Annotated in this window: 20 protein-coding genes; 16 read left to right on the plus strand and 4 right to left on the minus strand. The window is 59.0% G+C overall.

The window, feature by feature from the left end; all coding sequences use genetic code 11:
• Positions 1–34: 34 nt before the first annotated feature.
• On the minus strand, positions 35–1573 hold the full coding sequence (locus tag ACIGDJ_RS18030) for an HDOD domain-containing protein (protein WP_312997609.1): 1539 nt from the start codon (positions 1571–1573) through the stop codon (positions 35–37).
• Between the two features lie 165 nt (positions 1574–1738).
• Here ACIGDJ_RS18030 and motA point away from each other — a divergent pair, with 165 nt between their 5' ends.
• From motA to ACIGDJ_RS18050, 4 genes are all read left to right on the plus strand, one after another.
• A complete protein-coding gene (gene motA / locus ACIGDJ_RS18035; protein WP_024011357.1) occupies positions 1739–2590 on the plus strand; it encodes a flagellar motor stator protein MotA in 852 nt (283 codons plus the stop codon).
• Positions 2591–2593: 3 nt separating this feature from the next.
• Entirely contained in the window at positions 2594–3628 is a 1035-nt protein-coding gene (motB, locus tag ACIGDJ_RS18040) for a flagellar motor protein MotB (RefSeq protein ID WP_312997605.1), read from the plus strand.
• Between the two features lie 263 nt (positions 3629–3891).
• Entirely contained in the window at positions 3892–5340 is a 1449-nt protein-coding gene (locus tag ACIGDJ_RS18045) for an ATP-dependent nuclease (protein WP_397479260.1), read from the plus strand.
• Complete coding sequence (locus tag ACIGDJ_RS18050; RefSeq protein ID WP_397479261.1) at positions 5340–6182, plus strand: HNH endonuclease; 843 nt, start codon at positions 5340–5342, stop codon at positions 6180–6182. The genes ACIGDJ_RS18045 and ACIGDJ_RS18050 overlap by 1 nt, the downstream gene beginning before the upstream one ends.
• 66 nt (positions 6183–6248) lie before the next feature.
• Here the strand turns inward: ACIGDJ_RS18050 and rsgA are convergent, their stop codons facing one another.
• Positions 6249–7280, minus strand: coding sequence for a small ribosomal subunit biogenesis GTPase RsgA (rsgA, locus tag ACIGDJ_RS18055; RefSeq protein ID WP_101157757.1), 1032 nt, complete (start codon positions 7278–7280; stop codon positions 6249–6251).
• Positions 7281–7387: 107 nt separating this feature from the next.
• On the opposite strand from rsgA, the gene orn reads away from it, so the two are divergent.
• Complete coding sequence (orn, locus tag ACIGDJ_RS18060; protein WP_042607793.1) at positions 7388–7930, plus strand: oligoribonuclease; 543 nt, start codon at positions 7388–7390, stop codon at positions 7928–7930.
• A 183-nt stretch (positions 7931–8113) separates the two neighbouring features.
• Positions 8114–8728: a trimeric intracellular cation channel family protein gene (locus tag ACIGDJ_RS18065; protein ID WP_178081165.1), complete on the plus strand. Its 615-nt coding sequence runs from the start codon at positions 8114–8116 to the stop codon at positions 8726–8728.
• Here the strand turns inward: ACIGDJ_RS18065 and queG are convergent.
• The gene (queG, locus tag ACIGDJ_RS18070; protein ID WP_101157753.1) at positions 8710–9789 is read right to left on the minus strand and encodes a tRNA epoxyqueuosine(34) reductase QueG; all 1080 of its coding nucleotides are present in this window, start codon (positions 9787–9789) and stop codon (positions 8710–8712) included. The two genes, ACIGDJ_RS18065 and queG, sit on opposite strands and share 19 nt — an antisense overlap.
• A 63-nt stretch (positions 9790–9852) precedes the next feature.
• Here queG and ACIGDJ_RS18075 point away from each other — a divergent pair, with 63 nt between their 5' ends.
• The 9 genes from ACIGDJ_RS18075 to hflC all read left to right on the plus strand — a co-directional run bounded on the left by ACIGDJ_RS18075 (position 9853) and on the right by hflC (position 19924).
• Complete coding sequence (locus ACIGDJ_RS18075) at positions 9853–11352, plus strand: NAD(P)H-hydrate dehydratase (protein ID WP_101157751.1); 1500 nt, start codon at positions 9853–9855, stop codon at positions 11350–11352.
• Positions 11340–11810, plus strand: coding sequence for a tRNA (adenosine(37)-N6)-threonylcarbamoyltransferase complex ATPase subunit type 1 TsaE (gene tsaE, locus ACIGDJ_RS18080; RefSeq protein ID WP_016771950.1), 471 nt, complete (start codon positions 11340–11342; stop codon positions 11808–11810). The genes ACIGDJ_RS18075 and tsaE overlap by 13 nt, the downstream gene beginning before the upstream one ends.
• Before the next feature lie 51 nt (positions 11811–11861).
• A complete protein-coding gene (locus tag ACIGDJ_RS18085; RefSeq protein WP_397479269.1) occupies positions 11862–13241 on the plus strand; it encodes an N-acetylmuramoyl-L-alanine amidase in 1380 nt (459 codons plus the stop codon).
• Entirely contained in the window at positions 13238–15145 is a 1908-nt protein-coding gene (gene mutL / locus ACIGDJ_RS18090) for a DNA mismatch repair endonuclease MutL (protein ID WP_397479262.1), read from the plus strand. Before ACIGDJ_RS18085 ends, mutL begins: the two co-directional genes overlap by 4 nt.
• Positions 15145–16116: a tRNA (adenosine(37)-N6)-dimethylallyltransferase MiaA gene (gene miaA, locus ACIGDJ_RS18095; RefSeq protein ID WP_101157745.1), complete on the plus strand. Its 972-nt coding sequence runs from the start codon at positions 15145–15147 to the stop codon at positions 16114–16116. The genes mutL and miaA overlap by 1 nt, the downstream gene beginning before the upstream one ends.
• Positions 16117–16211: 95 nt before the next feature.
• Entirely contained in the window at positions 16212–16478 is a 267-nt protein-coding gene (gene hfq, locus ACIGDJ_RS18100) for an RNA chaperone Hfq (RefSeq protein ID WP_090280768.1), read from the plus strand.
• Between the two features lie 12 nt (positions 16479–16490).
• Positions 16491–17792, plus strand: coding sequence for a ribosome rescue GTPase HflX (gene hflX / locus ACIGDJ_RS18105; protein ID WP_016771946.1), 1302 nt, complete (start codon positions 16491–16493; stop codon positions 17790–17792).
• 96 nt (positions 17793–17888) lie between these two features.
• The gene (gene hflK / locus ACIGDJ_RS18110) at positions 17889–19055 is read left to right on the plus strand and encodes an FtsH protease activity modulator HflK (RefSeq protein WP_076565403.1); all 1167 of its coding nucleotides are present in this window, start codon (positions 17889–17891) and stop codon (positions 19053–19055) included.
• Positions 19055–19924 (plus strand): protease modulator HflC, encoded by an 870-nt coding sequence (gene hflC, locus ACIGDJ_RS18115; RefSeq protein ID WP_039756857.1) that lies wholly within the window; start codon positions 19055–19057, stop codon positions 19922–19924. Before hflK ends, hflC begins: the two co-directional genes overlap by 1 nt.
• A gap of 17 nt (positions 19925–19941) precedes the next feature.
• On the opposite strand, the gene ACIGDJ_RS18120 is transcribed toward hflC, so the two are convergent.
• The gene (locus ACIGDJ_RS18120) at positions 19942–20148 is read right to left on the minus strand and encodes a hypothetical protein (protein WP_397504581.1); all 207 of its coding nucleotides are present in this window, start codon (positions 20146–20148) and stop codon (positions 19942–19944) included.
• An 89-nt stretch (positions 20149–20237) separates the two neighbouring features.
• Between ACIGDJ_RS18120 and ACIGDJ_RS18125 the strand changes: the two genes are divergently transcribed.
• Positions 20238–20318, plus strand: an 81-nt coding sequence (locus tag ACIGDJ_RS18125) for a hypothetical protein (protein WP_397504582.1), incomplete at its 3' end; no start/stop codon positions are given.

A 20318-nucleotide genomic window follows, 5' to 3' on the forward strand; every position in this document is an offset into this window, starting at 1 on the left:
TCCAGAGCACAAAGGGGAGGATTGTAGCGCAGGCTCATTGGCCGCGGCTGCTAAAGCTGTGCAGGGCTTTTTCGACGCACTGCGCGGTTTTGCCGAAGGCCTGCACGGTGATGTCGGCGAACGGCCCGCCGCCCTGATCGGCGACGACGATCATGATCACCCGGCCATTGTTGACCAATGAACGCAGAAACAGGTGTTCACCGCGAAACAGCGTGCGCAGGCTCGCGGGCAACAAGGCACAGAATTGGGCGTTGTTTTCTGGCGTGATGCGCACCTGCGCCTGCTGAGCGAGCAGGCGCTGCAGGACCTTGCTTTGGCTGACGACAAAGCTCAACGCCGCTGCATCCTTCGGCAGGCCGGCAGTTTGATGTACACGCAGGGTCGTGTGCGTGCGGTCAGCCATCAGAATCATCACCCGGCGCATGCCGCTCGCTACCAGAGCCTCGCGGGCGGCGACGGTCAGGCTCATGGCATTGGTGAAACGGCTGGGCTCGGCGAGCAGCTCGGCACATTGCCGACGCCATTGGCCCAGATCATCTGCATTCGGCGCTGCTGCCGGGAGCATGCCGGCCGGCAAGCGACGGGTGCCCCACGGCCAGATCAGCGAAACCGCCGGGTGCCACAAATCAGGCATTGCGTGCTGACGTGCGCTGTTCGCCGCTTGCTGGTGCAACTGCTGCTGCACTTGATCCATGGAAATCTGCAGATACAGGCTCGTCAGGTACTGCCAGCGGTTGCTGTGCGGACTGTCCCAGGCCTGTTGCGCCGACAGTGCCAGGCCGTTGGCCAGCAGCACAGTGTTGGCCGGCTGGTTGAGCCAACGCCGTAGCGTCGGGTCGTCGTCGAGGCGGTTTTGCTGCCGCAAAGGGTGTTCGCTGTCGCGGGCGATGCGCAATACCTTGACCAGTTCGCGTTGCTCGCTGAGCAGCAATTTGTAGCCTTGCTCGACCCAGATCGGCAGGTGCCAGGCCTGGACCAGTGCTTCGGCAATCTTCAACAGGCGCACGCCGAACAATTGCTTTTCGACCACACGCGCCGATTCGCCCTTGTGAATCACCCGCAGCTCCCACTCTTCGAGCAACTGCGGATAGGTCAGTGCCAACGGCCACAGCGGAGACAGGAACAGCAGGCTGCCCCAATGGATGTCCTGCCACAACCGCGCCAGGCGACTGGCAAAAAAACCGTTGGCCTGCTGTGTCGCGTGTTGGCTGATCAGTTGCAATTGGCGCAAGGCCCTGGGGATCTGCCGGTGCGGTTGCGCAGGCAGGCGCGCGAGCAATTCTTCGGTACGCGCAAGGCCCAGGCGATTGATTGCCACCTCAAGATTTTCCGCTGGCGCGGCCATGGTGCCGTGGGTGTGACGATTCGCCTCACGGATGATGCTCAAGGCCAGCGCCGGGCTGTCCTGCATCAGATCGGCGATGTCGCGCAGCGAGCTGCGATTGTCGCGGATCGCCCGGCAGACTTTGTCGTGAGCCTCTTGCGGTACGGGCAGGGGGACGCTGTCGAGCAGCTTGACCCAAGCCTGGAGGGTGCTCGGTTTTACCGATGGAATGTTCGTTTCATTAGCCATGTCTGGACGAGATCTTCACTGACTGTAGACGCGCCCGGCATGGGCTAAATTGGCTTTTCGCCTGAACTGGCTATAGTCTGGCGCAGTTTTGCCGATAAGTAGAAGAAGAGATTTTTTAACTTCCGAATATGACCTTGAACCCGACTCAGTAAGTACTTTCTACCTATGGCTAAAATTATCGGCATCATCGTCGTATTCGCGAGCGTGCTCGGCGGATACGTGCTCTCCCACGGCAAGATTGCCGCCCTGATCCAGCCCTTCGAGGTGATGATCATCGGCGGTGCGGCCCTCGGCGCTTTCCTCCAGGCCAACCCCGGTTACATGACGATGCACGTGCTCAAGAAGTCCTTGAGCATGTTCGGTTCGCGTTTCACCCACACGTTCTATCTGGAAGTGCTCGGGCTGATCTACGAGATCCTCAACAAGAGCCGCCGCGAAGGCATGATGGCTATCGAGGGCGACATCGAAGATGCCGCCGCGAGCCCGATTTTTGCCAAGTACCCGGCCGTGCTCAAGGATGAACGCATGACTGCGTTTGTCTGCGACTATCTGCGCATCATGTCCTCCGGCAACATGGCTCCGCACGAACTCGAAGGCCTGTTCGACATGGAGCTGTACAGCCTCAAGGAAGACCTCGAGCACCCATCGCACGCGGTCAATGGCATTGCCGACGGCATGCCCGGTTTCGGTATCGTCGCGGCGGTACTCGGTATCGTGGTGACCATGGCCTCGCTGGGCGAGGGCGACCAGGCATCGATCGGTCTGCACGTGGGCGCGGCACTGGTCGGTACCTTCTTCGGTATTCTCGCGGCGTATGGTTTCTTCGGCCCGCTGGCGCATTCTCTTGCTCACGACGCCAAGGAAGAGCTGAACGTCTACGAAGCCATCAAGGCCTCGCTGGTGGCTTCGGCGTCCGGCATGCCGCCGTCGCTGGCGGTCGAGTTCGGGCGCAAGGTTCTGTACCCGGCGCACCGTCCGAGCTTCGCCGAGCTGGAACAAGCGGTTCGCGGTCGTTAAGTCATGGAAAATAATCAGCCGATCATCGTCAAGCGCGTCAAGCGCATTGCCGCCGGGCACCATGGCGGGGCGTGGAAAATCGCCTTCGCCGACTTTGCCACGGCGATGATGGCGTTCTTCCTGGTGCTGTGGCTGCTGTCCACCGCCACGCCGGAACAGAAGATCGCCATCGCCGGTTATTTCAAGGACCCGGTCGGCTTCTCCGAAAGCGGCACGCCGTACATCATCGATCTCGGTGGCACGCCGACTCTGGCGCCGGAAAACACTCTTAATCCGGAAGTGAAGTCGCAGCCGCAGCCGGACAAGGTCACGGTCGACACCGATCAGGTTGAGGGCATGGCCGAGCAGGTCGAGAAGGAGCGTCTTGAGCTGCTGCTGCAGGAACTGCAGAACAAGGTCGACGAAAACCCGCAACTGCAGAAATTCAAGGATCAGATCCTCTTCGAAATCACGCCGAACGGCTTGCGCATCCAGATCATGGACGCCGAGAACCGGCCGATGTTCGACTCAGGTTCCGCGCGCCTGAAACCGTACTTCGAAGACATCCTGCTGGCCATGGCCGACACCATCAAAGCGGTGCCGAACAAGATCAGCATCAGCGGTCACACTGACGCCAAGCCGTACATCGGCACCGGCGATTACGGTAACTGGGAGCTCTCGGCCAACCGTGCCAACGCGGCTCGCCGTGCCTTGGTCGCTGGCAGTTATCCGGATGCGCAGGTGGCGCGGGTGGTCGGTTATGCCTCGTCGGCACTGTTCGACCGGGAAAACCCGTTCAACCCGGTCAACCGGCGGATCGACATTGTCGTACTGACCAAAAAGGCCCAGGCGGCGATCGAAGGTGCGCAAGGTCCTGAGGCGGCGAAACCGGCGGATCAGGGGCAGAACGGTGCTGCTCCGGCGGCCCCGGTTGATCCAAATGCGTTGCCCGCCGACAAGCAGCCAGTGCCGGCGCACGAACTGCGCGAACGCCTGAATCTGTTCGATGACGCTGCGCCGAAACCGGCCGAGCCGGGGGTAGCCGCGCCGAAACAGTGACATCTAAAAAATTCGCAAGGCTGCGCAGCTAAACGCGCTGAATGAACGGCCATCCAAAAGCCCTGCAGGTTTTAACCTGTAGGGTTTTTTTTGTTTATTTTGCGCGTTATGGCGCGTCGAAGTGCCTCCGGTAACTCTAAAAGGGGCAGAGATTAGGAGGGTTGAAAAAAGAGCACTGGAAAATTTCGCGAAGCAATGGCACATTGCCTTTATCTTTTTTAAGGGATATGCCGTTGCTTGCAACGATCAATTCAAGGACGCTTATGAATTTCTACAAAAGTCTGGACGCTAGCACTGTTGTTGCGCCGAAAGATGCTCAATATCCGTGCATAGTCATGATGAATGACGAATGGGATGATTACAATTTCAGAACTCTGCACCATATTTTTTACTTTCCGGCTAAAGATAAGAAGTGGAAGAAAATTGGCACTGTAAAGTTTTTGCAGGAAGGTCTGGATATCACGATCTTGCCATTCCCGTTTGATAAGCTTCCCGTCGAATTTGCGTCGCTTGGCCAAGACTTGAAGTACTACAAGAAAATTCTAGAGGTATTTCCAGATAATTTTCAGGAAGTGCTGCACTCGTTAAATGATGTAGTTATCAGTCCAGTTAGTTTGGAAGCAGTTGAGACGAGGTCGGGTTTTCGTAACTCACTAACACGTTTCAATGAAGCGAAAATAGCTCTTCGTCATGGTTTTGCGGTATTGCATGGAGGTGAGGGGGGCGAAAGTTATAAATTCAATTATGCTGGAAAGATTCCCGGATCTTCGGCAAATGTAGAAGTGAAATTTGATATTGATTCTGCTGATCCTGTGCCGGGTCGAGTAGTTGCCATTATCGGGCGTAACGGTGTAGGTAAAACCCAATTTTTGGCTCGGTTGGCGCTGGATCTGGCGACGCCACTGAGAATGTCTAAAGAAAGTGCACAAGTCGTTGAAGAGGCATTTACCCCCCGTCGGCCCTTGTTTTCTCGAGTGATTGCACTGTCATTTTCCGCATTTGATAGGTTTTTGAGGCCTCAGAAAAAAAATATAAGCTATATATACTGTGGTGTTCGTGATGATAGCGGAAAGCTCTCGCGTTCAGCTTTGGAAACTCGGCATTTAAAGTTTTTGAAGCGCATCGTCGAACAAAATCGTGGTGACTTGTGGGAAAAACATGCCGCTCAGGTATGGGGATTGCCGAAGAGCAGCGTGTCTATTGACGATTATATCGAATCTTTCAAGGATGAAGACAGTCCGTCTATGAGTTCAGGGCAGTCAATACTTACCTATTTTTTATCTGCAGCGGTGTCTTATCTTAAACATGACTCTTTGGTTTTATTTGATGAGCCGGAGATTCACCTTCACCCGACGGCTGTAGGATTGTTGATGCAGACGCTGCAATCGCTACTTGAGACGTTCGATTCGTACGCCATCCTCGCCACACACTCGCCAGTTGTTGTACAGGAGGTTCCGGGACGGCGAGTTATTCACTTTGAGCGAGAAGGCAACGTGACGGAAGCACGCCGTCTTGATCAAGAGTCATTTGGTGAAAATATTTCAGAGTTGACCCGTGCAGTTTTTGAAACGGTAGAAACACCCAGTTTCTATAAGAAGGTGTTGAAAGAACTTGCCGAGGAAAGAACTTTTGATGAAGTATCATCGTTATTTGATGATGACTTGAGTATGCACGCAGCCGCATACTTGGCTTCGATCAAAAAGGAGCAGTAATGCACAGGATGACGCCGTTGTATCTCGACCCAGAGGACGACTTAGATGCGGTTATTGAAAGTAAAAGTGGTGATCATCGCCTCAGTCTTGATGCTTCTAAATTACGCGTCTTAGGTCGCTACAAAATGTTACAGCAGAATTTTACGCCGTTATTGATTGGTGGATTGAAGGCGGTCAGATGGACTGCTTCGGAAAAGAAAGCATTGCTGCACTGCTATGAAGTTGAAGTTGTTGCGATGCGTGAATTGAAGAAACTAATCAGGCAGTCTCAAAGTAAAAATATTCGTTCGATATGTCCATATTGTGGGCTTGGCGTCCCTCGGCAGTTTGACCACTATCTACCAAAATCAGAATTTCCGGAGTACGCAGTTCACTGTCATAATCTGGTGCCGTGCTGTGGGTCGTGTAATGGTATAAAAGGAGAAGTGTGGCTGGTCAATGGCAATCGGACTATTATTAATTTTTATATAGACAGTCTTCCCGCGCACCCTATACTTCAACCAGACATTAGCTGGAATACTTATAATGGTGAGCTATTGCCGTCTATAAGCTTTAACCTGGTTTGCCCTGATGGTTTTGACAGAGTAGAGTTTGATTTGATTGCGCGGCACTTTGGCCGGTTGAATCTACTTGAGCGCTATAAAGAAGAGGCTGGCTCTTTATTTGATGACTTTCGCGATACGGCCTTGGCGCGGGAGGCTCGTACGGTGAAGATCTTAAGAAAATTCCTGAATAAATATATTGAACGTCGAGAGCGAAAGGTGGGGGCTCTGAGCTGGAAGTTAGCTTTGTATAAAAAACTGCTGGAGTACAAACCTTTTCTTCGAGAATGTTTAGTTTGAACCGTTTCGAAAATCACGAAACCAGTGTGCTAGCAATTCAGCCACCCGGGAGGATGGCCGAATAATTCAATAGCCGTTTTCAGGCAGGCTGGCGATGATCGAGCGGTAGCTGTTCATGCGTTGCTGCTGGATGCGCCCGTCTTCGAGCGCCTTGAGCAGCGCGCAACCTGGTTCGCGGTCGTGCTTGCAGTCGCGGAAGCGGCAGGTGCCGAGCAGGTCGTCGAACTCGATGAAACCGGCTTCAACGTCGGCGCGGCTGACGTGGCCCAGACCGAATTCGCGGATGCCCGGGGAGTCGATCAGTTCGCCGCCGCCAGGAAAGTGGAACAGGCGCGCGGTGGTCGTGGTGTGCGTGCCCTGGCCGGACAGCTCGGACAACGGCCCGACGCGAGTTTCGACTTCCGGCAGCAAGCTGTTGACCAGCGATGACTTGCCAACGCCGGACTGGCCGACGAACACGCTGATGCGTCCGTCGAGCTGCTTTTGCAGCTGCTCCATGCCGTCGCCGTGGTGCGCGGAAACTTCCAGCACCGGATAACCCAGCGTGCGGTACACCGCCAGCAGCGCGTTCAGCGCCGGGGCGTTCTGCTCGTCGATCAGGTCGAATTTGTTCAGCAGCAGCAGAGGGCGGATGCCGGCGTGTTCGGCGGCGACCAGGTAGCGGTCGATCAGGTTGGCGTGCGGCTCGGGCAGCGGGGCGAAGACGATGACGATCATGTCGACGTTGGCGGCAACCGGTTTGAGCTGGCCGCGGCTGTCGGGGCGGCACAGTTCGGTGCTGCGCGGCAGTTGCGCGACGATAACGCCAATGCCCTGGTTGCCGGCGCGCCAGACGACTTTGTCGCCGGTGACCAGCGCCGGCAGGTTGGCGCGCAAGTGGCAGCGGAACACTTGGCCGGCGAGTTCGCCTTCAGCGGCCTCGACTTCCACCTGCACACCGAAGTGGGCGATCACCAGGCCGTGTTGCTCAGGGCCAAGGTCGCCGCCCTCGAGGGCTTCGACCGCCGAGGACTCGCGTTTGGCGGCGCGTGCGGCGCGCTCGCCCTGAATCTTTTCGATGCGCCAGTTTTGACGACGATTGAGTTGGCGTTTGGCCATGGGTGTTCCGTCTGAAGAATGCAGCGATTAGGTAAAACGGCCGCGAGTTTAGCACGCCCGGCCACCGGCCTAGGCTAAACTGCGCAGCATTGCCTAGGAGCCCGAATATGCAAAACCCGCAAAACCTGATCTGGATCGACCTGGAAATGACCGGTCTGGACCCGGACAACGATGTGATCATCGAAATGGCCACCATCGTCACCGACAGTGAGCTCAACACATTGGCCGAAGGCCCGGTGATCGCCATCCATCACAGCGACGAAGTCCTGGCGCGCATGGATGAGTGGAACACCCGCACCCACGGCAATTCCGGCCTGACCCAGCGTGTACGCGAAAGCCGCATCAGCATGGCCGAGGCCGAGGCCGAAACCATCGCTTTCCTGGAACAATGGGTGCCGAAGGGCAAGTCGCCGATCTGCGGCAACAGCATCTGCCAGGATCGCCGCTTCCTTTATACCCACATGAAAGCGCTGGAAAGCTACTTCCACTACCGCAACCTCGACGTCTCCACACTCAAGGAACTGGCCGCGCGCTGGGCGCCGGACGTGCGCGACAGCTTCAAGAAGGGCAGCACGCACCTGGCGCTGGATGACATCCGCGAATCGATCGCCGAGCTGCAGCACTACCGCAAGCATTTCATCAAGTTCTGACGCGATCCCTGTGTAGGAGCTGCCGCAGGCTGCGATCTTTTGATCTCTGTTTTGAATCTGAAAAAGCAGAATCAGAAGATCGCAGTCTTCGGCGGCTCCTACAGGGAGTTGTGTTTGCTGAGGCGCCCTCTTCTGGTGCGGCGCTGAAGTGGCTAGACTGCGCGCCTTTCTGCCTGGGCTGCCATCATGTTGCTGATGCTCTATCTCATCGCCATCACCGCCGAAGCCATGACCGGCGCGCTGTCCGCCGGACGACGCGGCATGGACTGGTTTGGCGTGGTGCTGATCGCCTGCATCACCGCGCTGGGTGGCGGTTCGGTGCGCGACGTGTTGCTCGGACATTACCCGCTGACCTGGGTCAAACACCCGGAGTATCTGGTGCTGACGTCGGTGGCCGCGATGTTCACCGTATTCACCGCCCGCTGGATGCGCCATCTGCGCTCACTGTTTCTGGTGCTCGACGCGGTAGGGCTGGTGGCATTCACTTTGATCGGTTGCATGACCGCTCTGGAGATGGGCCATGGCATGCTGGTGGCATCGGTCAGCGGCGTCATTACCGGGGTGTTCGGCGGCATCCTGCGCGACATTTTCTGTAACGACATTCCGCTGATCTTTCGGCGCGAACTCTATGCCAGCGTCTCGTTTGCCGCTGCATGGTGCTACATGCTTTGTCTGTACCTGAACGTGCCAGGCGAGCAGGCGATTCTGATTACGCTGTTCGGTGGGTTTCTGCTACGCCTGCTGGCGATCCGTTTTCACTGGGAAATGCCCAAGTTCGTTTACAACGACGCGCCCTGACGCTCGGCATGTTGCCTGAGCGCCCACTCGACGTGTTCCTGCACCAGATCTGAAGGAAAATCGCGGCGCGCCTTCAAGGCTTCCAGCACCGGGATCGTTGAAGGCGCATTACCCAGTCCCACCGCCAGATTCCTCAACCAGCGCTCATAACCGGCGCGCCGCAACGGCGAGCCTTCCGTGCTGCTCAGGAACTTGTCTTCATCCCACATAAACAGCTCGGCCAGCTCGGCGTTGTCGAGGTTGTGCCGTGGCTTGAAATCGCCTTCCTGTGAAGGTTTGGCGAAACGGTTCCACGGGCAGACGATCTGGCAGTCATCGCAGCCGAACACGCGATTGCCGATCAGCGGGCGCAGCTCTTCAGGGATGGCGGTTTTCAGTTCGATGGTCAGATAGGAAATGCAGCGCCGCGCGTCCAGCACATACGGGCCGACGAAGGCATTGGTCGGGCAGATATCCAGGCACGCAGTGCAGCGCCCGCAATGTTCGGTGCTGTGTGGTTGGTCCATCGGCAACGGCAGGTCGACGAATAGCTCGCTTAGAAAGAAATAACTCCCGGCCTTGCGATTCAGCACCAGGGTGTTCTTGCCAATCCAGCCCAGCCCTGCCTGTTCGGCGATGGCTTTTTCCAGCACCGGGGCGCTGTCGACGAAAGCACGGAAACCGAACGGGCCGATCTCGGCCTGAATTTTGTCGGCCAATTGCTGCACACGTTTACGGATCAATTTGTGGTAATCGCGGCCCAAGGCATAACGCGACACGTAAGCTTTTTCCGGTTGCGCCAGACGTTTGGCCATTTCGGTATCGCCTGGCAGGTAGTCCATGCGCAGCGAGACCACCCGCAAAGTGCCCGGCACCAGTTCCTCGGGGTGCGAGCGTTTGCTGCCATGGGCGCCCATGTAGTCCATTTCGCCGTGGTAGCCGGCCGCGAGCCAGCGCTCCAGGTGCTGCTCGTGCTCGGCGAGGTGCAGGCCGCTGATGCCGACTTGCTGAAAGCCCAGCTCGCGGCCCCACTCCTTGATTGATTGGGCGAGGGCGGGCAGGTCTGTGGTGATGGCGGACATGAGGCGAGAGAAACCGGAGCTGAGGTGCGTATAATTCTGCCAGACATCGGAGCTCGAAGACGCATGCCGCAGACGAAAGATGAATTACCCGACGCACTGTACGGCGCCGCCCAGGTGCGCGAGCTCGACGCCCGGCTGATTGCCGCCGGCACGCCGGGCTTCGAATTGATGCAGCGGGCGGCCCGGGCGACCTGGCGCGCGCTGGTGCGGCAATGGCCGGACGCGAACGAACTGACGGTGCTCGTCGGGCATGGCAACAATGCTGGCGACGGTTATCTCATCGCCGTACTGGCGCTTCGCGCCGGTTGGGCTGTACGCCTGCTGGCGGTGGGCGATCCACAGCGCTTGCAAGGGGATGCGGCGCTTGCTCATGCAGAGGCACTGGCCGCAGGCGTTGCCTCGCAGCACTGGACAGATGACAGCGAGCTGCGCGGCGTCCTCGTCGATGCCTTGCTTGGCACAGGCTTGAGCGGCGAGGTACGCAAGCCCTACGCGGCTGCGATCAACGCGATCAATGCCAGCGGTCTGCCCGTAACGGCAGTCGACATTCCTTCCGGGCTTTGCGCCGACACCGGAAGAATCTTGGGCGTCGCGGTGCATGCTGATCTCACGGTGACTTTTATCGGCCTGAAAGTTGGCCTGTTCACTGGCGACGCCGCCGATCACATCGGTGAACTGGTATTCAATGATCTGCAGGCCAGCGCCGACATTTATAGTGACATTGCTGTCCGCGCCCGGCGCCTCAGCCCGGCTAATCTTCCGCGACCAGCGCCGCGCGCACCGACGGCGCACAAGGGCCGCTTTGGTCATGTGCTGCTGATCGGCGGCGATCACGGCTTTGGCGGGGCGATTTTACTCAGTACGCAAATGGCCCTGCGCAGCGGCGCGGGCATGGTGTCGCTGGCGACGCGTCCCGAACACGTCCCGGCGGCGCTGACCCGGGTGCCGGAAGCCATGGCCCTCGGCACCTCGTCGGCCAATCAGTTGGTAGGTTTGCTGGAAAAGGTCTCGACGCTGGTCGTCGGTCCCGGGTTGGGGCAGGCCAGTTGGGGGCGCGCATTGTTGTCCGCCGCAGCCAACGCATCCTTGCAGCAGGTATGGGACGCCGATGCGTTGAACCTGCTGGCCAGCGGCTTCGTTCAATTACGCAAGGATTGTGTGATTACCCCGCATCCGGGCGAAGCGGCGCGGTTGTTGGCTATCGGCACCGCCGAGGTGCAGGCGGATCGCCCGGCGGCAGCGCTGGCGTTGAGCAAAAAATACTCAGCGGTGGTCGTGCTCAAAGGTTCGGGTAGCCTGATCGCCCATCCCGACGGGCGCCTTTCGCTGTGTCATCAAGGCCATCCGGCGATGGCTACGGGCGGCCTCGGCGATGTGCTGGCCGGATTGATCGGCGCCCTGCTGGCCCAAGGCATGGATGCGTTCGACGCGGCATGCCTGGCCGTCTGGCTGCACGCCAACGCGGGTATGCAACAAGGCAAATTCGGCCGTGGGCTGGCGGCCAGTGATCTGATTCCAGCCATTCGTCAGTTGTTGGAGGAGCAAGCACCGTGTCTGAAGTAACCCTGTACCTGGCCGATGAACAGGCGATGAGCGACTTTGGCGCACGGATCGCCCGCGTCACCCAGGGCCATGGCCTGATTTTTCTTGAAGGTAATCTGGGTATGGGCAAAACCACCCTGTCACGGGGCATCATTCGCGGTTTGGGCCATGTTGGCGCGGTAAAAAGTCCGACCTTCACATTGGTCGAGCCCTACGAGATCGGTGACATTCGTGCCTTCCACTTCGACCTGTATCGCCTGGTCGATCCCGAGGAACTGGAGTTTCTCGGCATCCGTGACTACTTCGAAGACGATGCCCTGTGCCTGATCGAATGGCCCGATAAAGGTGCAGGCTTTTTGCCAAAGCCTGACCTGACCATTACCATTAGCCCGCAAGACAGCGGGCGTTCGCTGAAAATTTTAGCCCAGGGCTCGCGTGGCGAGGCCTGGTGTGCCGCTTTGGCATTGGAATCCAATTAAATGATGGGGTTTGGTATGCGCTTTCGCGCGTTGGTGGCTGCCGCTGGACTGATGTTGATGGCAGTAACCGTCAACGCTGTGGCCGATTCAAAGGTCAACAGCGTGCGCCTGTGGCGGGCGCCGGACAACACGCGACTGGTCTTTGACCTCAGCGGCCCGGTGCAGCACAGCGTTTTCACCCTGACAGCCCCGGACCGGCTGGTAATCGACATCAATGGCGCCACCCTCGGCGCGCCATTGAACGTGCAGACCGCGAACACGCCGATCACTGCGATGCGCTCGGCCCAGCGCACACCGACCGACCTGCGCGTGGTCATCGACCTGAAAAAAGCCGTCACCCCGAAAAGCTTCTCGCTGGCGCCGAACGCGCAATACGGCAACCGTCTGGTGGTCGATCTGTTCGACAACCCTGCCGATGCCGCGCCGCCGCCGGCCCCGCCGCCATCGGTGGCGACCGTGCCGGCAGTGCCGGTGACCCCGACTGAACCGGCGATCAAACTGCCGCCAGCCCCGGCCGGCAAACGCGACATTATCGTTGTGATCGACGCCGGCCACGGTGGCGAAGACCCGGGCGCATCCGGCTCGCGCGGCCAGCGTGAAAAAGACGTGGTGCTGCAGATCGCTCGCGAATTGCAGCGTCAGGTCAACGGCATGAAAGGCTTCCGCGCCGAACTGACCCGTACTGGCGACTACTTCATTCCATTGCGCGGGCGTACCGAAATCGCTCGCAAGAAGGGCGCCGACCTGTTCGTCTCGATCCACGCCGACGCCGCGCCGTCCGCAGCCGCTTTCGGTGCTTCGGTGTTCGCCCTGTCTGATCGTGGCGCTACGTCCGAGACCGCCCGTTGGCTGGCCGACAGTGAAAACCGTTCCGACCTGATCGGCGGTGCCGGCAACGTCAGCCTCGACGACAAGGACCGCATGCTCGCCGGCGTGCTGCTCGACCTGTCGATGACCGCGTCGCTGACCTCCAGCCTCAACGTCGGTCAGAAGGTTCTGACCAATATTGGCCGCGTCACACCGCTGCACAAACAGCGCGTGGAACAGGCCGGGTTCATGGTGCTGAAGTCGCCGGATATCCCGTCGATCCTGGTCGAAACCGGTTTCATCTCCAACGCCAACGAAGCCAACAAACTGTCTGCATCGAGCCATCAGCAAGCGCTGGCACGCTCGATCAGCAGCGGTGTGCGCCAGTTCTTCCAGCAGAATCCGCCACCGGGCACCTACATCGCCTGGCTGCGTGATTCCGGCAAGATTGCCCAAGGCCCGCGCGACCACCGTGTCGGCCCGGGGGAAACCCTGGCGATGATCGGCGTGCGCTATCAGGTTTCGCCGGCCACCTTGCGCGCCGCCAACAATCTGAAGAGTGACGAGCTGAAAGTGGGTCAGCACCTGACTATTCCAGGCACCGAACTGGCGTCGAAAGAATGAACCAGGTATTGAACACGGCGCGCATCGAGCTGCTCAGCCCGCGGCTGGCGAACCAGATCGCCGCCGGTGAAGTGGTCGAGCGCCCGGCTTCGGTGATCAAGGAACTGCTGGAAAACAGCCTCGATTCCGGTGCCAAGCGTATCGATGTCGATGTCGAACAGGGCGGCGTCAAGCTGCTGCGGGTGCGTGATGACGGCAGCGGTATTTCTGCCGATGACCTGCCGCTGGCGCTGGCCCGGCACGCCACCAGCAAGATTCGCAATCTCGAAGATCTGGAACAGGTGATGAGCCTCGGGTTTCGGGGCGAAGCGCTGGCGTCGATCAGCTCTGTGGCGCGTCTGACTCTGACCTCGCGCACCCGCGATGCCGATCAGGCCTGGCAGGTGGAAACCGAAGGGCGTGACATGGCACCGCGCGTGCAGCCGGCTGCACACCCGGTTGGCACCTCGGTGGAAGTCCGCGACCTGTTTTTCAACACCCCGGCACGGCGCAAATTTCTCAAGACCGAAAAAACCGAATTCGATCACCTGCAAGAAGTGATCAAGCGTCTCGCGCTGGCGCGTTTCGACGTAGCGTTTCATTTGCGCCACAACGGCAAAACCATTCTCAGCCTGCACGAGGCCCACGATGACGCGGCCCGTGCGCGGCGCGTGGCGGCGATCTGCGGTTCGGGTTTCCTTGAGCAGGCGTTGCCGATCGAGATCGAGCGCAATGGTTTGCACCTGTGGGGTTGGGTCGGTTTGCCGACTTTCAACCGCAGTCAGGCGGACTTGCAGTATTTCTTTGTCAACGGTCGGGCGGTGCGCGACAAATTGGTGGCCCACGCCGTGCGCCAGGCTTATCGCGACGTGCTGTTCAACGGCCGGCACCCGACCTTCGCGCTGTTTTTCGAGGTAGACCCTGCAGCGGTCGACGTCAACGTGCACCCGACCAAGCATGAAGTGCGCTTTCGTGACGGGCGCATGGTTCACGATTTCCTGTATGGCACGTTGCACCGTGCGCTGGGCGATGTGCGTCCGGAAGACCAGTTGGCCGGCTCGGTCACCACGGCAATCGTTCGGCCCAGCGGAATCGAGGCGGGCGAATTCGGCCCGCAAGGCGAGATGCGTCTGGCCGCCAATGCGCTGCTCGAGCAGCCGCAGGCGCAACCGGCATTCAACACTGCGTCCGGCGCCAGCGCTGGCGGCGCTTATCAGTATCAATACACGCCGCGTCCGCAATCGACGGTGCCTGTCGCCGAGGCGCAAGCTGCCTACAAAGAGTTCTTCGCGCCGCTGCCGGAAGCCAATGTCAGCGCACTGCCGACCGGCCAGGAAGATATCCCGCCGCTCGGCTATGCACTGGCGCAGCTCAAGGGCATCTATATTCTGTCCGAGAACGCCCATGGCCTGGTGCTGGTGGATATGCATGCCGCCCACGAACGCATCATGTACGAGCGCCTGAAAATCGCCATGGCCAGCGAAGGCCTCAGTGGTCAGCCGTTGCTGGTGCCGGAGTCGCTGGCGGTGAGTCAGGGCGAGGCCGATTGCGCTGAAGAACACGCCGCGTGGTTCCAGCGGCTGGGCTTCGAATTGCAGCGGCTGGGCCCGGAAACTTTGGCGATCCGGCAGATTCCAGCATTGCTCAAGCAGGCGGAAGCCAATCGACTGGTCGGCGACGTGCTTTCGGATCTGATGGAATACGGCACCAGCGACCGCATTCAGGCGCACCTCAACGAACTGCTCGGCACCATGGCCTGCCACGGGGCGATCCGTGCCAACCGGCGCCTGGCCCTGCCGGAAATGAACGGCCTGCTGCGTGACATGGAGAACACCGAGCGCAGTGGTCAATGCAACCATGGCCGACCGACCTGGACCCAATTGGGCCTGGACGATCTGGACAAACTGTTCCTGCGCGGTCGTTGATGAGCCAGCTGCCTCCAGCGATTTTTCTGATGGGCCCGACCGCTGCGGGCAAGACAGATCTGGCCATCGAGCTGACCAAGGTGCTGCCGTGCGAATTGATCAGTGTCGACTCGGCGCTTGTTTATCGCGGCATGGACATCGGCACGGCCAAGCCTTCGAAAGCACTGCTAAACGAATACCCGCACCGGTTGATCGATATTCTCGACCCTGCCGAGGCGTATTCCGCTGCCGATTTCCGTCGCGACGCCCTGCAGGCCATGGCCGAAATCACTGCGCGGGGAAAGATCCCGCTGTTGGTCGGCGGCACGATGCTTTATTACAAGGCGTTGGTCGAAGGTCTGGCGGACATGCCGGCGGCCGATGCCCAGGTGCGCGCGCAAATAGAGGAAGAAGCGGCACGCCTCGGCTGGCAGGTGCTGCACGAGCAGTTGGCGCAAATCGATCCGGTGTCGGCAGCGCGCATTCATCCAAATGATCCGCAGCGCTTGAGTCGGGCGCTGGAAGTGTACCGAGTCAGCGGGCAGAGCATGACTGCCCTGCGCGAGCAACAATCTGCGCAAAGTACTGAAGCAGCCGCTTCTGGACGCCAACAATTACCCTATACTGTCGCGAACCTGGCCATTGCTCCGGCAAATCGCCAGGTTCTGCACCAGCGAATTGAACAAAGATTCACAAATATGTTGGAACAGGGGTTCATCGACGAGGTCGTAGCCCTGCGTAAAAGAAGTGACCTGCATTCGGGGTTGCCGTCTATACGTGCGGTAGGCTACCGCCAAGTCTGGGATTACCTGGACGGCAAGCTGACGTTGGCCCAGATGCAGGAGCGCGGCATCATCGCCACGCGCCAATTGGCCAAGCGCCAGTTTACCTGGCTGCGCAGCTGGGACGATTTGCACTGGCTGGACAGTCTTGATTGCGACAATCTGCCACGCGCCTTGAAATACCTTGGGACCATCTCCATATTGAGCTGAGTCCTTGCAATTGCCGTCTATCCTTGGGGGTGTGACGGCCAAAGCCATCTGAATTACCTATTTTTTATTATTGAATCCTTAAAGGAGTGCGGCACATGTCAAAAGGGCATTCGCTACAAGACCCTTACCTGAACACTTTACGTAAAGAGAAAGTCGGGGTTTCCATTTACCTGGTCAACGGTATCAAACTGCAAGGGACGATCGAGTCGTTCGACCAGTTCGTGATCCTGCTGAAAAACACCGTCAGCCAGATGGTCTACAAGCACGCTATCTCGACTGTCGTACCGGTTCGTCCAATTCGTCTGCCTAGCGCAACCGAAAACGAACAGGGCGACGCAGAGCCAGCTCCAGGTAACGCCTGATAGGAGACTCCTTTGTTCTTTGAGCGCCACGGTGGTGGTGAGCGAGTCATCCTCGTTCACTTGGATGGACAGGACCCTGAGGCGCGCGAAGATCCGCAGGAGTTTCAGGAGTTGGCTAATTCGGCCGGCGCCGAGACCGTTGCGTTTTTTAACGTGCCGCGTCATCGGCCAACCGCCAAATATCTGATCGGCAGCGGCAAGGTCGAAGAGCTACGCGACCTGGTCAAGGCTGAAGAAGCTGATCTGGTGATTTTCAATCACATTCTCACGCCCAGTCAGGAGCGCAACCTCGAACGTGTTTTCGAGTGCCGCGTGATCGACCGCACCGGGTTGATTCTCGATATTTTTGCCCAACGCGCACGCACCCACGAGGGCAAGCTGCAAGTCGAACTGGCCCAGCTTGACCACATGAGCACGCGGCTGGTTCGCGGCTGGACTCACCTTGAACGTCAGGGTGGCGGTATCGGTATGCGCGGTCCGGGCGAAACCCAGCTGGAAACCGACCGCCGTCTGCTGCGGGTTCGCCTGCGTCAGATCAAGGGGCGGCTGGAGAAGGTGCGCAGTCAGCGCGAGCAGTCGCGCCGTGGCCGATCCCGTGCGGACATTCCTACCGTTTCGCTGGTGGGATACACCAACGCGGGCAAATCGACACTCTTCAACAACGTGACGAAGTCCGAGGTGTACGCGGCCGATCAACTGTTCGCCACGCTCGACCCGACCCTGCGCCGGCTGGAGCTTGACGACCTCGGTCCGATTGTTCTGGCCGACACCGTGGGTTTCATTCGTCACCTGCCGCACAAGCTCGTCGAGGCATTTCGGTCTACGCTCGAAGAGTCGAGCAATTCCGACCTGCTGCTGCACGTGATCGATGCGGCCGAACCGGATCGCATGTTGCAGATCGAGCAGGTGATGGTGGTGCTGGGCGAGATTGGCGCGCAGGACTTGCCGATCCTTGAGGTCTATAACAAACTCGATTTGCTCGAAGGTGTCGAGCCGCAGATCCAGCGCGATGCCGATGGCAAGCCGCAACGGGTCTGGCTTTCGGCGCGGGATGGCAGCGGTCTGGAACTGCTTGAACAGGCCATCGCCGAGTTGCTCGGCAGTGATTTGTTCGTCGGTACCTTGCGCCTGCCGCAACGATTCGCTCGGCTGCGTGCGCAGTTCTTCGAACTCGGGGCGGTGCAGAAAGAAGAATACGATGAAGAAGGTGTCAGCCTGCTGGCCGTTCGTTTGCCCCGGATCGAGCTGAATCGATTGGTAAGCCGCGAAGGATTGCAGCCGATGGAATTCATCGAGCAACACACTTTGCAATAAAAGCCTGAAAAAGCGGTTGTGCCGCAACGGCAGGCATTCTGTAGCATTGGTCGGCGCGCCGTGGGTGCGTCTTTGCTTTATCAGATGGAGAGCGCTATGGCTTGGAATGAGCCGGGTGGCAACTCGAATAATCAGGATCCCTGGGGTGGCAAGCGCCGCAATAACGGCGACCGCAAGGGACCACCGGATCTCGACGAGGCCTTCCGAAAGCTGCAGGAAAGCCTGAACGGGTTGTTCGGTGGTGGTAAGAAACGCGGTGATGATGGCGGCGGGTCGGGCAGGAGCAGTGGCGGCTTCGGCGGCCTGCTCGGCATCGGCCTGGTGGTGCTGGCGGCTGTCTGGCTGTACAGCGCGGTCTACGTGGTGGACGAGCAGGAGCAAGCCGTGGTGCTGCGCTTCGGCAAGTACTACGAGACTGTTGGCCCGGGCCTGAACATCTACTTCCCGCCGATCGACAAGAAGTACATGGAAAACGTGACGCGCGAGCGTGCGTACTCCAAGCAGGGCCAGATGCTGACTGAAGACGAAAACATCGTCGAAGTGCCGCTGACCGTGCAGTACAAGATCAGCAACCTGCAGGACTTCGTGCTGAACGTCGATCAGCCGGAAATCAGCCTGCAGCACGCGACTGAAAGTGCCCTGCGTCACGTGGTCGGTTCCACCGCCATGGACCAGGTGCTCACCGAAGGTCGTGAATTGATGGCCAGCGAGATCAAGGAGCGTCTGCAACGTTTCCTCGATACCTATCGCACCGGTATCACCGTTACCCAGGTCAACGTGCAGAGCGCAGCGGCACCGCGTGAAGTACAGGAGGCCTTCGACGACGTGATCCGCGCCCGTGAAGACGAGCAGCGTTCGCGCAACCAGGCCGAAACCTACGCCAACGGCGTGGTGCCGGAAGCCCGTGGTCAGGCCCAGCGCATCATCGAAGATGCCAACGGTTACCGCGACGAAACGATCTCGCGCGCCAAGGGTGAGGCTGATCGCTTCACCAAGCTGGTAGCCGAATATCGCAAGGCACCTGAAGTCACCCGCGAGCGTCTGTACCTGGACACCATGCAGGAAGTCTTCAGCAACACCAGCAAGGTGCTTGTGACCGGTAACAAGAACGGCCAGAGCAATCTGCTCTACCTGCCGTTGGACAAAATGATCCAGAACAGTTCGGGTAATGCACCGGTGACCGGTTCGGCCGCCAGCAACAACACGGACGTCACGCCGCATGTCACTGACGTGCCGCAGACGCGTACAAGGGAGACCCGCTGATGAGCAATAAATCGCTGATCGCCCTGATCGTTGGCGTCGTCGTGGTACTGGTGGGCTGGAATTGCTTCTACATCGTCGCTCAGACCGAGCGCGCGGTGCTGCTGCAATTCGGTCGTGTGGTTCAGGCCGATGTCCAGCCGGGTTTGCATGTGAAGGTGCCTTACGTTAACCAGGTGCGCAAATTCGATGCGCGTCTGTTGACGCTGGATGCACCGACGCAGCGCTTCCTGACCCTGGAAAAGAAAGCCGTGATGGTCGATGCCTACGCCAAGTGGCGGGTGAAAGATGCCGAGCGCTTCTACACCGCGACTTCGGGTCTGAAGCAGATCGCCGACGAGCGTCTGTCCCGTCGTCTGGAATCCGGCCTGCGTGATCAGTTCGGTAAGCGCACCCTGCACGAAGTGGTGTCGGGTGAGCGTGATGCGCTGATGGCTGACATCACTGCATCGCTGAACAAGATGGCGGAAAAAGAGCTGGGTATCGAAGTGGTCGATGTCCGGGTCAAGGCGATCGATCTGCCGAAAGAAGTGAACCGCAGTGTGTTCGAGCGTATGAGCACCGAGCGTGAGCGTGAAGCTCGCGAGCACCGCGCCAAGGGTAACGAGCTGGCCGAAGGCATCCGTGCCGACGCCGATCGTCAGCGCCGCGTGCTGCTGGCCGAAGCCTATCGTGAATCCGAAGAGGTTCGCGGTGATGGTGACGCCCAGGCTGCTGCGATCTACTCCAAGGCCTACGGCCAGGATCAGGAATTCTACGGTTTCTACCGTAGCCTGCGTGCCTACCGTGAAAGCTTCGCGAACAAATCCGATGTCATGGTCCTCGACCCAAGCAGCGACTTCTTCCGCTACCTGGAAAAAGCCAAACCTTGACACGGCGTTGACCTGAATCATTCCGCCCGGCGGCTAAAACCTCGGGCGGGGTGATCCTTTCGGAAAACGTGTGTATGATGCGGCAGCCGGGAAATTCCCGGCTTTTTTGCGTCTGCACGTTTGATTGCTGTTTTTGTTGCAGGCATCGGGTTTGAACGGCCCGAGCGTTTTTCGAGGAAAGTGATGGGCGAAGCCAGTAACAGGCCTTTCGCTGCGTCGTTCATGCGCGTGCGTTTTGAACGCCCCGGTCATTTTCTGCTTCACTCAAGGCTCGCCCTCGTGCTGGCCGCCCGGATCAAAGGGGAATGGCGTAATGGCAACGGTAGACCGCTGGCTGCTGCCAGATGGCATCGAAGAAGTACTGCCACCGGAGTCGGCGCGCATTGAAGTCGCG

Origin of the sequence: Pseudomonas sp. NPDC079367 (assembly GCF_044542195.1) — a bacterium.
Classification (GTDB): Bacteria; Pseudomonadota; Gammaproteobacteria; order Pseudomonadales; family Pseudomonadaceae; genus Aquipseudomonas.

What these genes read in the sequence shown, in the direction of transcription:
- ACIGDJ_RS18030 (WP_312997609.1), bottom strand. Translation starts at nt 1,573, where the DNA reads ATGGCTAATGAAACGAACATTCCATCGGTAAAACCGAGCACCCTCCAG.
- motA (WP_024011357.1), top strand. Translation starts at nt 1,739, where the DNA reads ATGGCTAAAATTATCGGCATCATCGTCGTATTCGCGAGCGTGCTCGGC.
- motB (WP_312997605.1), top strand. Translation starts at nt 2,594, where the DNA reads ATGGAAAATAATCAGCCGATCATCGTCAAGCGCGTCAAGCGCATTGCC.
- ACIGDJ_RS18045 (WP_397479260.1), top strand. Translation starts at nt 3,892, where the DNA reads ATGAATTTCTACAAAAGTCTGGACGCTAGCACTGTTGTTGCGCCGAAA.
- ACIGDJ_RS18050 (WP_397479261.1), top strand. Translation starts at nt 5,340, where the DNA reads ATGCACAGGATGACGCCGTTGTATCTCGACCCAGAGGACGACTTAGAT.
- rsgA (WP_101157757.1), bottom strand. Translation starts at nt 7,280, where the DNA reads ATGGCCAAACGCCAACTCAATCGTCGTCAAAACTGGCGCATCGAAAAG.
- orn (WP_042607793.1), top strand. Translation starts at nt 7,388, where the DNA reads ATGCAAAACCCGCAAAACCTGATCTGGATCGACCTGGAAATGACCGGT.
- queG (WP_101157753.1), bottom strand. Translation starts at nt 9,789, where the DNA reads ATGTCCGCCATCACCACAGACCTGCCCGCCCTCGCCCAATCAATCAAG.
- ACIGDJ_RS18075 (WP_101157751.1), top strand. Translation starts at nt 9,853, where the DNA reads ATGCCGCAGACGAAAGATGAATTACCCGACGCACTGTACGGCGCCGCC.
- ACIGDJ_RS18085 (WP_397479269.1), top strand. Translation starts at nt 11,862, where the DNA reads ATGTTGATGGCAGTAACCGTCAACGCTGTGGCCGATTCAAAGGTCAAC.
- mutL (WP_397479262.1), top strand. Translation starts at nt 13,238, where the DNA reads ATGAACCAGGTATTGAACACGGCGCGCATCGAGCTGCTCAGCCCGCGG.
- miaA (WP_101157745.1), top strand. Translation starts at nt 15,145, where the DNA reads ATGAGCCAGCTGCCTCCAGCGATTTTTCTGATGGGCCCGACCGCTGCG.
- hfq (WP_090280768.1), top strand. Translation starts at nt 16,212, where the DNA reads ATGTCAAAAGGGCATTCGCTACAAGACCCTTACCTGAACACTTTACGT.
- hflK (WP_076565403.1), top strand. Translation starts at nt 17,889, where the DNA reads ATGGCTTGGAATGAGCCGGGTGGCAACTCGAATAATCAGGATCCCTGG.
- hflC (WP_039756857.1), top strand. Translation starts at nt 19,055, where the DNA reads ATGAGCAATAAATCGCTGATCGCCCTGATCGTTGGCGTCGTCGTGGTA.
- ACIGDJ_RS18120 (WP_397504581.1), bottom strand. Translation starts at nt 20,148, where the DNA reads ATGAACGACGCAGCGAAAGGCCTGTTACTGGCTTCGCCCATCACTTTC.